The organism is Aurantimonas marianensis, from assembly GCF_024195285.1.
Classification (GTDB): Bacteria; Pseudomonadota; Alphaproteobacteria; order Rhizobiales; family Rhizobiaceae; genus Aurantimonas; species Aurantimonas marianensis.
This window is the reverse complement of sequence record NZ_JALHBS010000009.1, coordinates 67,962-80,432: the sequence shown is the minus strand read 5'-3', so window position 1 is coordinate 80,432 and position 12,471 is coordinate 67,962. Positions and strand designations below refer to the sequence as shown.

Below are 12,471 nucleotides of genomic sequence, written 5' to 3'. Positions count from 1 at the left end.
AGCATGGATCAGCGCACGACAGGGCAACGAAGGCCGTCCGTTTCGGACGATGAGGCACTGAGTTTCCATTCCTCGGGGCGGCCTGGAAAGCTGGAGGTCAACGCCACCAAGCCGATGGCGACCCAGCGCGACCTGTCGCTCGCCTATTCGCCCGGCGTCGCCGTGCCGGTGCGCGCCATCGCGAACGATCCGGACAAGGCATTCGACTACACGGCGCGCGGCAACATGGTCGCCGTCATCTCCAACGGCACGGCGATCCTCGGCCTCGGCAATCTCGGCGCGCTGGCCTCCAAGCCGGTGATGGAGGGCAAGGCGGTGCTGTTCAAGCGCTTCGCCGACGTCGATTCCATCGACCTGGAGATCGACACCGAAAATGTCGATGACTTCGTCAATTGCGTGCGGCTGCTCGGCCCCTCCTTCGGCGGCATCAATCTGGAAGACATCAAGGCACCCGACTGCTTCGTCATCGAGGAGCGGCTGCGCGCGGCGATGGACATTCCCGTGTTTCACGACGACCAGCACGGCACGGCGATCATCGCCATCGCGGGCCTGATCAACGCGCTGCACCTCACCGGCCGCGATCTCGCCTCCACCAAGCTGGTCGTCAACGGCGCGGGCGCCGCCTCGATCGCCTGTATCGACCTGATGAAGGCGATGGGCTTTTCGGCGGAGAACATCATCGTCTGCGACACACGCGGCGTCATCCATCGCGGCCGCGAGGCCGGCATGAACCAGTGGAAGTCCGCCCACGCTGTCGACACCGACCGGCGGACCCTGGCGGATGCCATGGATGGGGCCGATGTCGTCTTCGGCCTGTCGGCCAAGGGCGCGTTCACGCCCGAGATGATTGCGTCAATGGCGCCGAATCCGATCATCTTCGCCATGGCCAATCCCGATCCGGAGATCACGCCCGAGGAAGTGGCGGAGATCCGCGCCGACGCGATCATGGCGACCGGGCGCTCGGACTATCCCAACCAGGTCAACAACGTCCTCGGCTTTCCCTATATCTTCCGCGGCGCGCTCGACGTGCGCGCGACGACGATCAACGAGGCGATGAAGGCCGCCGCCGCCGAGGCGCTCGCCGCCCTCGCCCGCGAGGACGTGCCCGATGACGTGGTCGCGGCCTATCGCGGCCAGCGGCCGCAATTCGGACCGAACTACATCATCCCGGTCCCGTTCGATCCGCGGCTGATCTCGGCGATCCCGCGGGCGGTGGCAAAGGCGGCGATGGAGACCGGCGTCGCGCGACGGGCAATCACCGATTTCGACGCCTATGACAGGGAACTGCGCTCGCGGCGCGACCCCATCGCCTCGACACTGCAGCGCATCTTCGACGGCGTGCGCCGCGAGCCCAAGCGGATGGTCTTCGCCGAGGGCGAGGAGCCGCAGGTGATGCGGGCGGCCGTTGCCTATGTGAACCAGAATCTGGGCACCGCCATCCTGCTGGGCCGCGACGCGGAGATGCGCGAGACCGCGAGGGAGGCCGGCATCGATCTCGACAGGCCGGGCCTCGAGCTGGTCAATGCGCGGCTTTCCGACCGGGTCGACGATTACACCGAGCTGCTCTACTCGCGCCTCCAGCGAAAAGGCTATCTGCACCGCGACTGCGTCCGGATGATGCGCAACGACCGCAATCTCTTCGCCAGCGCCATGGTCGCCATGGGCGATGCCGACGCCATGGTCTCGGGCGTCACGCGCAACTACCAGACGGTGCTGCAGGATGTCGGCCGGGTGCTCGACGTCAAGCCGGGGCACACGATGATCGGCGTCTCGGTCGTCCTGTGCCGCGGGCGCACGGTGCTGGTCGCCGACACGGCCGTGCACGACATGCCGAACGCCCAGGAACTCGCCGACATCGCGATCGAGGCGGCGGCGATGGCCCGCAAGCTCGGCTATGAGCCGCGCGTCGCGATGCTCGCCTACTCCACCTTCGGCAATCCGCCGGGCGAGCGGGCGCAAAAGGTGCAGGAGGCGGTCCGCATCCTCGACGGGCTGGAAGTCGATTTCGAATATGACGGCGAAATGAACGCCGACGTCGCGCTCAATGCGGAAATCATGGAGCAATACCCGTTCTGCCGGCTTTCCGGCCCCGCCAACGTCCTGGTGATGCCGGCCTTCCATTCCGCCTCGATCGCCACGAAGATGCTGCAGGAACTGGGCGGCTCGACGGTCGTCGGTCCGCTGCTGGTCGGGCTGGAAAAGCCGGTGCAGATCGTCGCGCTCGGCGCCAAGGATTCCGACCTCGTCAACAGGGCGGCGATCGCCGCCTATGACGCCATCGGGTGAGCCGCGGACGACGCGGACGACGCGAGGCTGTTGTCGCCGGGGCCGCGAAGAACCATGTGAGTGTCGTCAGCTTCCGTTCATCGATGCTGTGTCAAGGATAACGGCGTGCCTCCCGGCCGAGGCGGCCCATCGTACGAGAAAGTGTCCCATGCTGAGAACCGCCCTGATCGTCGCACTATCGACATTCGCGCTGACCATGGCGGCGTCCGCCCAGGGCGCCGACGAGAAGGTCATCGTCCTGCAGTACGCTGCCGACAACCCGTCCGACAACGCGCAATTGCCGACGGTGCCGCAACTCGGCGATTCCGTTCCGGATACGGTGGCGCTGCAACAGGTTCCGGGCAATTCGAACCTGGTCTATTTCTACTACGATGGCGAACCGGTGCTGGTCGATCTGAAGACCCGGAGCATCGTGCGGATCGGCCAGTAACAAGGCCGGCGGGAGCAGGGACGGGAAGCCGTCCGAGAGCCGCCGCGGAGCCGTCACCTCAACGCGTCTGTCCGCTCAGGCGGCGAAGCGGCCGGCGTCGGCGCCATAATGGCCGATATAGCGCGGATTGATGTTGGCCCGCGGCAGTACCACGAGAACGTCCGTCGTGCCGAACTGATGGTCGACGACCGCGCCTTCGCCGATATAGCCACCAAGCCGCAAATAGCCTTTGAGCAGCGGCGGCAGCGCCGCAAGCGCCCGGCGCGCGTCGACATCGCGGGGCGGGTCCGGAGGGAAGATCCCCCGCTCCTCCCTGGCGCGCACGCGCCACTCCGCCGGCGCCGGCGCGTTCTGTCGCAAGAAGGCCAGCGGCACGGCCAGCGCCTCTGGATCGGTTCCCGCCAGCGACGCACAGCCGAACAAGACGTCGATGTCGTGGCGGAGCACATAGCTCCATATACCCTGCCAGAGCAGTTCGACGGTGCGCTTGCCGCGATAGTCCTTGAGGACGCAGGAGCGTCCGAGCTCCAAAAACCGCGTACCCTGGTGACGGGCGAGCATTGGTGCGATGTCGAATTCCTGGGCGGTATAGAAGCCGCCGGCGAGCGCGGCCATCTCGCCGCGCAGCAGCCGGTAGGTTCCGACGATGCGATTGTCGATCGGGCCGCCGTGGCTGTGATCGAGAACCAGAAGGTGGTCGCAATAGCGATCGAAGCCGTCCCGGTCCCGCCTGGTCATCTTTTGCAGCGTCGAGGGCTGGGCGCTCATTTCCTCGTAGAAAACGTGATAGCGCAGCTCCTGCGAAGCGCGTACCTCGGCGGGTCGGCGCGCCAGGCGGACTTCGAGCTGGCCGATCCGCCCGAGCACTGGCGACATCGGGTTGAATCGCCGGGCCAGGTGGCGCAGCTTCGCCGGTACCGCTGGCGGACCGACGACGGCCGAAGGCCTCGTCCCCGCCGCGTCGATCCGCTGCGCCTGCCTCGTGTCCTGTCCGATCATCGCGCCCTCCGTCCGGCCAGCCCCGCACCGCCGTGCCTTAGCGATCTCCGGCGAAGAATTTGTGACCGACCCGCGACCACTATCGCGCAAGTGCCACAAACGGACAACGTCCTGGACTATGGTTGGTTCAGGTCATGTCGACGACGACGCGACCGCGGATTTTGCCGTCGACGATGTCCCTGGCGGCGTCGAGGATACCATCGAAGGTGATCTCGGTTGCGATCGACCGTAACTTCTCGGGCTCAAGGTCCTGCGCAAGCCGGCGCCATGCCTCCAGCCGCCGGGGTTTCGGCGCCATCACCGAATCGATGCCGAACAGCGACACCCCACGCAGAATGAACGGGGCGACCGAAGCCGGAAGGTCCATGCCCTGGGCGAGCCCGCAACAGGCGACGGCGCCGCCATAGGAGGTCGCGGCGAGGACGTTCGCCAAGGTGTGGCTGCCGACCGCGTCCACTCCCGCCGCCCAGCGCTCCTTGGCCAGCGGCTTGCCGGGCTCGGAGAGTTCGGCGCGATCGATGATTTCGGCGGCGCCGAGATCGGTCAGCCAGCCGGCTTCATCCGGCCGGCCGGTGGAGGCAATGACATGCCAGCCGAGCTTCGACAGGATCGCCGTCGCGACCGAGCCGACGCCGCCGGAAGCGCCGGTCACGATCACCGGCCCCCGATCAGGCCCGATGCCCGCCTTTTCCAGCGCCAGCACGCACAGCATCGCCGTGTAGCCGGCGGTGCCGATCGCCATGGCGTCCTTCGGCGAAAAGCGCTCGGGCAGCGGCACCAGCCAGTCGCCGTTCAGCCGGGCGCGGCCGGCATAGGCGCCGTAATGGGTCTCGCCGACGCCCCAGCCATTCAGGACGACCTTGTCGCCCGTCTTCCAGTCGGCGTGGGTCGAGCGGATCACCGTCCCCGCCAGATCGATACCCGGGATCAACGGCCAGCGGCGCACGACCGGCGCCTTGCCGGTGATGGCGAGGCCATCCTTGTAATTGACCGTCGTCGCCTCGACGGCGACGTCGACGTCACCGTCCATCAGATCGTCCGGCGCCATCACCACGACATCCACCGACTGCTTCTTCTGCTCGTCCCGCGATACCAGGATCGCCCGAAACGTCTCGCTCATTGCATTACTCCCCTTCTGACATTCGACTGAGGGCGGGAACCGGCGAGATCAATCCCGGGTTTCGCCGACCTCGGCGACCCTTCCACGGCGGGGCGCCAGGATGAACTCCTCGACGAGGATCACGACGGCGCCCACGGTGATGAAGGCGTCGGCCAGGTTGAAGACGGCGAAATCCCAGACCGGCGTATGAAAGTAGATGTAGTCGACGACATAGCCGAGACGGACACGATCGATGAGGTTGCCAATCGCGCCGCCGACGATGATCGCCAGACCGAGATGAAGGAGCCGCCGTTCGGCCGGCGTTTTCACCCAGAGTTAAAGGACGATCACGAGAACGAACGCGGACAGAAGCGACAGCCCGACATCGCCGAACCCGGCGAACATCGAAAAGGCGATACCGGTGTTGCGGGCATGATAGAGCGCAAGGAAAGGCAGCCCCTCGATCGCCTCGCCAAGAGCCATCTTGGCGACGACGAGCGCCTTGATCGCCTGATCGGCGATAACCGCGACTGCGACCAGAAGGACGTTGAAACCGATAAACGGGCGGATCACAGGCTGAGCGCTCCCCGGCGCACTTCGAACAGCATTACGCCGGTGGCGACGGCGAGATTCAAACTGTCGGCGCGTCCCGCCTGCGGTATCCGTACCAGGACGTCGCAGGCATGTGTGAGCCGGTCGGTCAGGCCGGCCTGCTCGTTGCCCATCAACAGTACCGTCGCCCCGGCACCGTAATCGGGTTTGCGATAGTCGATCGCCCCCTCCATGTGGGTTCCCGCGACCAGGCCCTTGAAGCGCTTGCGCCATTCGAGGAATTCGGCCTCGCTCGCCCGCGCCAGCGGTACCGAGAAGATCGAGCCCATCGTCGCGCGGACGGTTTCGAGCGAGAACGGGTCGACCGTGTCGCCGATCAGCACGATGCCGGAGGCTCCGGCCGCGTCGGCGGTGCGCAGCACGGTGCCGAGATTGCCCGGATCGCGGACCCGGTCCAGCGCCACCACAACGTTGGTGCCGCTCAGATCCAGCCGCGCGAGCGGCACCAGCCGGCGGCGGAAGACACCGACCGCGTTCTGGGGGTTGTCGCGACGGGTGATGGCTTCCAGCACCTTGGCGCTTGCCTCGACGAGGTCGGCGCCGAGCGACACGGTACGCGCCGCCGTTTTCGCCAACAGTTCCTGGCCGATCTCGGCCTTGGCGACGATCAGGGTCTGGATTTCCCAGCCGGCGTCGAGCGCGTCGATCACCAGCTTCAGCCCTTCGGCGAGGAACAGACCGGTCTCGTCACGGTGCCGCTTTTGCGCCAGCGCACGAATATCCTTGATGATCGGGTTGGAGATGCTGGACACCTCCTTGACCCGGCCGGGCGCACGCGTCGGCGCGAATCCAGGCCGGCGGTCGGCGCCCGAGGCCGGCGGAGAACGATCAGACATGGTCGGCGCTCCAGCGCGAAAAAAGGGACGTCGACAGAAGGCGCGGCTCGTCGCCGGCTTCGCGGATGACGAGTTCGCCCGATTGCAAGGTTCCGCCGAGCCCGCGCAAGCCCTCGCCCATGAGCGCCGACAGGGCGTAGAACGAGGCACGAATCGAATAGGCGGTGAGGATCACGAACAGCGGCCGATCCGACAGGAGTTCACGGACAAGACCCAAAAGATAGGGCAGATCGTCGAAGAGCTGCCAGACCTCGCCTGTCGGACCCCGGCCGAATTTCGGCGGGTCGAGCAGGATCGCGTCATAGCGGCTGCCGCGTTTGACCTCACGCTCCACATAGCGGATCGCATCCTCGCAGATCCAGCGGATCGGACGCGCGCCGAGCCCCGCCATCTCCTGGTTCTCCCGCGCCCAGCCCACCGCCTTCTTGGAGGCATCGACATGGGAGACCGCGGCGCCGGCGCGGGCGGCGATGAGCGACGCGATGCCGGTGTAGCCGAAAAGATTGAGAACCCGCACCGGGTTGTTTGTCTTTTGGCTCGCGGCGCGGATCGCGGCCTCGGCATAAGACCAGTGCGCCGCCTGCTCGGGGAACACGCCGACATGGCGGAAGGAGGTGAACCGGCCCTGATAGGACAGTCCGTCATGGACCAGCGGCCATGTTTCGCCGAGCGGTGCATGAGGAAAGCGCCAGCGGCCGGTGCCTTCCTCGTCGACGTCGCCGGTAAACACCGCATCGGCCCACCACCACTCATCCGGCTTCAGACGCGGTTGCCAGATCGCCTGGTTTTCCGGCCGGCGAACCAGCAGCGGTCCGTAGCGCTCCAGCTTCTCGCCGCCGCCTGAATCGACCAGCGCGTAATCGCGCGTGGGCTCGACGGTGAGGATCAGCGGCCCCAGTTCAACCGGGCGCATCCCCGTTCGCTCAGGTAGCGTCAACCGCGTCGGAGGCTCGCCAGATCGGCTGCTAACCTTGAGCTGTTCGCCACCGCCTCGATGCGCGCGCTCCGACCGGTCCGCCTCGTGCTTGCGGGAAGCCGTCCGAGCCGGTTTCGTGACCGTCTTGTGGTTGGGCCGCCGCGTTCGCGCCAAGGCGAAACTCCCTGCTAGCGTGGTTCAGGGGCTCCTTACCGGTTCCATGGCGGCTTGGCAAAGCCAGCGAAAACGTGCAGCAAGTCGCGGGCAACCTATTGCGGGCGCCGGGACTCGCGCGCTCGCCGAACAGGGAGGATCAGCATGGATCTGAAAGGCGAATATCGATTGCCGGCGCCGCGTGAAAAGGTCTGGGCCGCGCTCAATGACCCGGACGTTCTTCGCGCCTGCATTCCGGGCTGCCAAAGTCTCGAAATGACGGGTGAGAACGAGATGGCGGCGACGGTCGTCACCAAGGTCGGCCCGGTCAAGGCAAAATTCGCCGGCGAAGTCCGGCTCGAGAACATCAACGCGCCGGAAAGCTATTCGATCGTCGGCGAGGGAAAGGGCGGCATTGCCGGCTTCGCCAAGGGCGGCGCCGACGTGCATCTGGCCGAGGACGGCGGAGACACCATCCTCACCTATGACGTCCAGGCCCAGGTCGGCGGCAAGATCGCCCAGCTCGGCGGGCGGTTGATCGTTTCGACCGCCAAGAAGCTCGCCGGACAGTTCTTCGACTGTTTCGCCGAGAAGGTGTCGGGCGGCGCGGCCGGGGCCGAGGGAACGACGGAATCCGTCTGAAGACGCCGGAAGCGCCTTGGTGATGAGGCGCGGAATGGCGAAAACGCAAAACACAGGGCTCGCTACGATGACGGGGCGAGCCCTTTGATCGTCTCACGCCGCGGCGTCGACAGATCCGCGGGGTTGCGATGCCGCCCGGCGTGCGCGGCGGACGGGCCTATGCGGCCCGCGAAGTAGCCAGCGCCGGCGAGGTCGAGGTGCCCTGCCCATAGGAGGCTCGGTCGCGCTCTTCCTGAATCTGGCGGAGCTTGGCCTTGTTCTCCTCGGTCTCGCGCCGCAGCTTCTCAACCTCGTATTTGCGCTTCCAGGACTTGCGCCGGTAATGCGACTGGGTCACCCAGGTGCCGATCCCGCCGAGCACGACACCGATGATCACCGACCCCATCAAGAGAACGAACAGCGGCGCCTCGAAGGCGAGCTGCGGCATCGAGCCGATCGGATCGAGCGAAACCGGGATCGACTGGCGGTTGGCGACGCTGAAGACGACTAGCAAGACCGCCAGCGGAACCAGAATGATCAGTGAGAGTATTTTCGAAAGCATGCGCCTGCGCCTCGGACTTCTATTGGCCGCAGCGCCCTATCAACGGCGGCCGCGTACCGTGTCATGGTTTGAAAATGGGCACGGAACCGGGCGCGTCAATCATCCGGCGGTCGGCGCGGTCGATGCCTGCCTCAATTGTCGTTGAGCCGCTCGCGCAGTTCCTTGCCCGCCTTAAAGAACGGAACCCATTTCTCCTCGACCTCGACCGCTTCGCCGGTGCGGGGATTGCGGCCCGAACGGGGTGGGCGATTCTTCACGGAAAACGCCCCGAAGCCGCGCAATTCGACCCGATTGGAGTCGCACAACGCCTCTGTGATTTCATCGAAGATCGCCTTGACGATCGTCTCGACGTCACGCTGATAAAGGTGGGGGTTGCGGCTGGCGATCGCCTGCACGAGTTCGGACTTGATCAAGCGATGTTCCCCTCCTGTTATGCGGACCGGTGGCTCAAACCGCCGGCCCTTCGCCGCGCCCTCTTCGACAATAGGAAATGTCAAATATTTCCACGACTTCACCGAAGCGGCGCCCGCTCATCCAAAGGCTGCCAGAGCGACACCATGCCGTCAAGGTGGCCGACCTTGCGCAAAAGCGCCGTTTCAAGCGAAGCGGCACGAGGATCGAGGCCGAAGCCCCTGAAAAGCATGGTCCTGGCCGTCGCGAACAACGACACATAGCCCTCCTCCTCAGGCTCCCGATCGACGATCTTGAGACCCTTCCTTACCCCGCGATCATCTTCCAGCCAGCGCCGCACCTCGGCTTCGCCTCCCAACGCGTCCACCAGGTTGCGCTCGAGCCCCTGGCTGCCGGTGAAGATCGAGCCGTCGGCGAGCACGCGCGCCTCGGCGAGACTCATGCCGCGCCGCTCGGCGACCAGCGCGACGAACCATTCGTAGGTATCCATGATCAGGCGGCGGATCATCGCCTTGGCCGCCTCCGGCGCCGGCGCGAAGGGCGAGGGCTCGGCCTTGAGCGGAGAGGATTTGATCGCGTTGACATCGACGCCGATGGTGTCGAGCAGCTGGGAGGCGTCGACATATTGGAAGATCACCCCGATGGAGCCGACGATGGAGGTTCGCCGGGCGACGATGTGATCGGCGCCGGAGGCGATCATGTAGCCGGCGGAGGCCGCGAGCGTTCCTACCTCCGCGGCCACCGGCTTGACCGCGGCGATCGCGCGCACCGCCTCGTAGAGAGCCTCGCCGCCGACGGTCGTCCCGCCCGGCGAATCGATCCGCAGCACGACTGCCTTCACCGCGGCTTCGTCCTTGACCTTTTCCAGAAGGTCGAGAAGTTCCTGGTCTTCGGTGATGAGGCCCTCGATCGCGACACGGGCGATCTGATCGCGCGTCGAAAACGCGGATCGGCCGCCGACGCTGGAAAAAAGGGCGATGCCCAGGACGGCGAGCGCCGCGAAAACCACTGCCGCCACCCGCCAGAAGCTCAGTTTGCGGCGCAGCCGACGGCGATCGATCAAGTCCTCGGCGGTTCCGGACATGGACGGCTCCCAGGTGTTGCGGGGTTCCCGGGAGGGTTAGCCGGAACCGCGCGTTCTGTGAAGCCACACGAATCATTCATTCCCGGGGGTCAAGAATTTAAGGCAAGTTTTTGGCTTTGACGCAAAAAGCCCGTATTGCTGTCGGATCGCCGCAAATCCGGGAAAAGGCGCGTCGTCGGCATCGACGCACCGGACCAGAACCGAGAGGACCCGATTGACGGTGGAGACGAACGCAACCGGAAGGCGCAGAGCCCGGCTGATGGCCTCGCCGGCGAGTCCGGGCGGACATGGCGGGAGCGCGCGGACCGAGCGGGAATTCGCGCGGGCGCGGCGGCACTCGCGCCTCGTGCGGGTGCTGAAGATCGGCCTGCCGGCGGTCGCCGCGCTGATCGTCGCCTTCGGCGTTGCGGTGACGTGGCTGTCGCGCAGCCTGCCGGACAATGTTTCCGTCGCCAACACGTCGATCGCCGACGGCCGGGTGGTGATGGAGTCGCCACGCATGTCGGGACTCGACAGCAACAATCGGCCCTACGATCTGCTCGCCGAGCGCGCCATCCAATCGCTCAACGGCGGCGGCGTCGATCTGGAAAAGGTGACGGCCACCGTCTCCGTCAATGACGAGACCACCGCCGATATCACGGCGGAATCGGGCAATTACGATCAAGCCACTCAGAAACTGCTCCTTCGCGACGGAATCACCGTCAAGACGACGAGCGGTATCTCGATCAATCTGGCGGCGGCCGACATCGACCTGGCCAAAGGAACCCTCAACGGCGAGGGGCCCGTCGCGATCGACACCCCGGACCAGACGGTCCGCTCGGATACGCTCACGGTGTCGGAGGGAGGCAAGCTCCTCTCCTTCGGCGGCCGCGTCAAAATGGTTCTCAACCCGGGCCAATCCTCCGATATTCAAGAACAAGCCTCGAGAAACGAGTAAGATATGCGATCGTCAATCATCGGCCGCGCAGTGCCTTTCTGTGCCGCCCTCTTCGCCAGCCTCACCCTTGCCATGCCCGTGCCGGCGCAGCAGCAAGGGCTCGGTGATAGCTTCACCGGCCTCCAGCTCAACGGCGACCAACCGATTTCCATCGAGTCGAACCAGCTCGATGTCGACGACAACAAGGCGGTCGCCACCTTTACCGGCAATGTCCAGGTGTCGCAGGGCGAGACGGAACTACGGACCGGCAAGCTCGTGGTTTCCTACACCAAGGCGCAGGACGGGACGGCCGGCGAAAGAACCGGCACCAGCGCGCTTCCGGGCGGTTCCAGCCAGATCGAGCGTCTGGAGGCGAGCGAGAAGGTCTATGTAAAGTCCGCCGATCAGGTCGCGACCGCCGACAAGGCGTCGTTCGACATGAAAAGCGAAGTGGTCGTGATGACCGGAAACGTCGTTCTTTCCCAAGGTCAGAACGTTGCCGAAGGGTGCCGCCTGACCATCCAGATGCAGACCGGCCTCGCGCGCCTCGAAAGTACCGATTGCGGCAATGGCGTCGGTGGCGGCCGGGTGCGAATGATGCTGACGCCGGACAAGTAGTGCAGCAATTGGACGAGCCATTGAGGTCGAACGCGTGAAGTTTCAAACGATCGCCGAATCCGGGACGTCGGCGCAGATTCGACGCCGCTCGCCCGCCGAGGGCGACGGAGTCTCCGGTCCCGAGGGCGAGGGTCGGGAGCGTCCCCACGACGCGGCCGGGACGCTTTATGCCGTGGGGCTCACCAAGACCTACCGGGGCCGGCGGGTCGTCGACGATGTGCGGCTCGGCGTGCGCCGAGGCGAAGCCGTTGGCCTGCTCGGTCCGAACGGTGCCGGCAAGACTACCTGCTTCTACATGATCACCGGCCTCGTTCCCGTCGACGCCGGCCGTATCGTGCTCGACGGTCACGACATCACCGGCGTCCCCATGTACCGGCGCTCACGACTGGGGATCGGTTATCTTCCGCAGGAGGCCTCGATCTTCCGCGGCCTGTCGGTCGAGGACAACATTCGCGCCGTTCTGGAGGTGGTCGAGCCCGATCGCGCGGTCCGCGAGCGCGAGCTCACGGCGCTGCTCGAGGAGTTTCACATCGATCATCTGCGCAAGCAGGCCTCGACATCGCTGTCCGGCGGCGAGCGCCGGCGCTGCGAGATCGCGCGCGCGCTGGCCTCCAAGCCGACCTTCATGCTGCTCGACGAACCCTTCGCCGGCGTCGACCCCATCGCCGTCGCGGATATCCAGGGCCTGGTCCGGCACCTGACCAAGCGGGGCATCGGCGTTCTGATCACCGATCACAACGTCCGCGAGACGCTGGGGCTGATCGACCGCGCCTATATCATGCACGCCGGCGCCGTCCTCACCCACGGCCGTCCTCAAGAGATCGTCGACAACCCCGATGTGCGCCGCTTCTATCTGGGCGACGAATTCAGCTTCTGAACCACGGCCGCGTCGCCGCAGGGCGATTGACAAAGAACGCGACGACCCGCT

Annotated in this window: 13 protein-coding genes and 1 pseudogene; 6 read left to right on the top strand and 8 right to left on the bottom strand. The window is 65.8% G+C overall.

Features of this window, described 5'->3' with window-relative positions; all coding sequences use genetic code 11:
- The first annotated feature begins 3 nt into the window (after window positions 1-3).
- Window positions 4-2,286, top strand: coding sequence for an NADP-dependent malic enzyme (locus MJ956_RS02015; protein WP_253962806.1), 2,283 nt, complete (start codon window positions 4-6; stop codon window positions 2,284-2,286).
- 148 nt (window positions 2,287-2,434) lie between these two features.
- Window positions 2,435-2,716 (top strand): DUF1236 domain-containing protein, encoded by a 282-nt coding sequence (locus tag MJ956_RS02010; protein ID WP_253962805.1) that lies wholly within the window; start codon window positions 2,435-2,437, stop codon window positions 2,714-2,716.
- Between the two features lie 75 nt (window positions 2,717-2,791).
- Here the strand turns inward: MJ956_RS02010 and olsB are convergent, their stop codons facing one another.
- The 5 genes and pseudogenes from olsB to MJ956_RS01985 form a co-directional block, all read right to left on the bottom strand.
- Window positions 2,792-3,715: a l-ornithine N(alpha)-acyltransferase gene (gene olsB, locus MJ956_RS02005; RefSeq protein ID WP_423724780.1), complete on the bottom strand. Its 924-nt coding sequence runs from the start codon at window positions 3,713-3,715 to the stop codon at window positions 2,792-2,794.
- 127 nt (window positions 3,716-3,842) lie between these two features.
- Window positions 3,843-4,835, bottom strand: coding sequence for an acrylyl-CoA reductase (NADPH) (acuI, locus tag MJ956_RS02000; RefSeq protein WP_253962804.1), 993 nt, complete (start codon window positions 4,833-4,835; stop codon window positions 3,843-3,845).
- 48 nt (window positions 4,836-4,883) lie between these two features.
- Window positions 4,884-5,387: pseudogene (gene lspA / locus MJ956_RS01995) on the bottom strand (signal peptidase II).
- The gene (locus tag MJ956_RS01990) at window positions 5,384-6,262 is read right to left on the bottom strand and encodes a TrmH family RNA methyltransferase (protein WP_253962803.1); all 879 of its coding nucleotides are present in this window, start codon (window positions 6,260-6,262) and stop codon (window positions 5,384-5,386) included. Before MJ956_RS01990 ends, lspA begins: the two are co-directional and overlap by 4 nt.
- Entirely contained in the window at window positions 6,255-7,352 is a 1,098-nt protein-coding gene (locus MJ956_RS01985) for a class I SAM-dependent methyltransferase (protein ID WP_253962802.1), read from the bottom strand. The genes MJ956_RS01990 and MJ956_RS01985 overlap by 8 nt, the downstream gene beginning before the upstream one ends.
- Window positions 7,353-7,496: 144 nt before the next feature.
- Here MJ956_RS01985 and MJ956_RS01980 point away from each other — a divergent pair, with 144 nt between their 5' ends.
- Window positions 7,497-7,973 (top strand): SRPBCC family protein, encoded by a 477-nt coding sequence (locus MJ956_RS01980; protein ID WP_253962801.1) that lies wholly within the window; start codon window positions 7,497-7,499, stop codon window positions 7,971-7,973.
- Between the two features lie 157 nt (window positions 7,974-8,130).
- Here the strand turns inward: MJ956_RS01980 and MJ956_RS01975 are convergent, their stop codons facing one another.
- The 3 genes from MJ956_RS01975 to sppA all read right to left on the bottom strand — a co-directional run bounded on the left by MJ956_RS01975 (window position 8,131) and on the right by sppA (window position 10,009).
- Window positions 8,131-8,514, bottom strand: a complete 384-nt coding sequence (locus MJ956_RS01975) for a lipopolysaccharide assembly protein LapA domain-containing protein (RefSeq protein WP_253962800.1) — start codon at window positions 8,512-8,514, stop codon at window positions 8,131-8,133.
- A gap of 131 nt (window positions 8,515-8,645) precedes the next feature.
- Complete coding sequence (locus MJ956_RS01970) at window positions 8,646-8,927, bottom strand: integration host factor subunit beta (RefSeq protein WP_253962799.1); 282 nt, start codon at window positions 8,925-8,927, stop codon at window positions 8,646-8,648.
- Between the two features lie 98 nt (window positions 8,928-9,025).
- Window positions 9,026-10,009: a signal peptide peptidase SppA gene (gene sppA / locus MJ956_RS01965; protein ID WP_253962798.1), complete on the bottom strand. Its 984-nt coding sequence runs from the start codon at window positions 10,007-10,009 to the stop codon at window positions 9,026-9,028.
- Between the two features lie 259 nt (window positions 10,010-10,268).
- On the opposite strand from sppA, the gene lptC reads away from it, so the two are divergent.
- The 3 genes from lptC (at window position 10,269) to lptB (ending at window position 12,420) form a co-directional block, all read left to right on the top strand.
- Window positions 10,269-10,946 (top strand): LPS export ABC transporter periplasmic protein LptC, encoded by a 678-nt coding sequence (gene lptC / locus MJ956_RS01960; RefSeq protein WP_253962797.1) that lies wholly within the window; start codon window positions 10,269-10,271, stop codon window positions 10,944-10,946.
- 3 nt (window positions 10,947-10,949) lie between these two features.
- Entirely contained in the window at window positions 10,950-11,543 is a 594-nt protein-coding gene (gene lptA / locus MJ956_RS01955; RefSeq protein ID WP_253962796.1) for a lipopolysaccharide transport periplasmic protein LptA, read from the top strand.
- A 172-nt stretch (window positions 11,544-11,715) separates the two neighbouring features.
- Window positions 11,716-12,420, top strand: a complete 705-nt coding sequence (gene lptB, locus MJ956_RS01950) for an LPS export ABC transporter ATP-binding protein (protein WP_253962825.1) — start codon at window positions 11,716-11,718, stop codon at window positions 12,418-12,420.
- Window positions 12,421-12,471: the final 51 nt, after the last annotated feature.

Coding starts and splice junctions, on each gene's coding strand:
- sppA (WP_253962798.1), bottom strand. CDS start 10,009: ATGTCCGGAACCGCCGAGGACTTGATCGATCGCCGTCGGCTGCGCCGC.
- MJ956_RS02010 (WP_253962805.1), top strand. CDS start 2,435: ATGCTGAGAACCGCCCTGATCGTCGCACTATCGACATTCGCGCTGACC.
- MJ956_RS01975 (WP_253962800.1), bottom strand. CDS start 8,514: ATGCTTTCGAAAATACTCTCACTGATCATTCTGGTTCCGCTGGCGGTC.
- MJ956_RS01980 (WP_253962801.1), top strand. CDS start 7,497: ATGGATCTGAAAGGCGAATATCGATTGCCGGCGCCGCGTGAAAAGGTC.
- lptC (WP_253962797.1), top strand. CDS start 10,269: ATGGCCTCGCCGGCGAGTCCGGGCGGACATGGCGGGAGCGCGCGGACC.
- acuI (WP_253962804.1), bottom strand. CDS start 4,835: ATGAGCGAGACGTTTCGGGCGATCCTGGTATCGCGGGACGAGCAGAAG.
- lptA (WP_253962796.1), top strand. CDS start 10,950: ATGCGATCGTCAATCATCGGCCGCGCAGTGCCTTTCTGTGCCGCCCTC.
- MJ956_RS02015 (WP_253962806.1), top strand. CDS start 4: ATGGATCAGCGCACGACAGGGCAACGAAGGCCGTCCGTTTCGGACGAT.
- MJ956_RS01990 (WP_253962803.1), bottom strand. CDS start 6,262: ATGTCTGATCGTTCTCCGCCGGCCTCGGGCGCCGACCGCCGGCCTGGA.
- olsB (WP_423724780.1), bottom strand. CDS start 3,715: ATGATCGGACAGGACACGAGGCAGGCGCAGCGGATCGACGCGGCGGGG.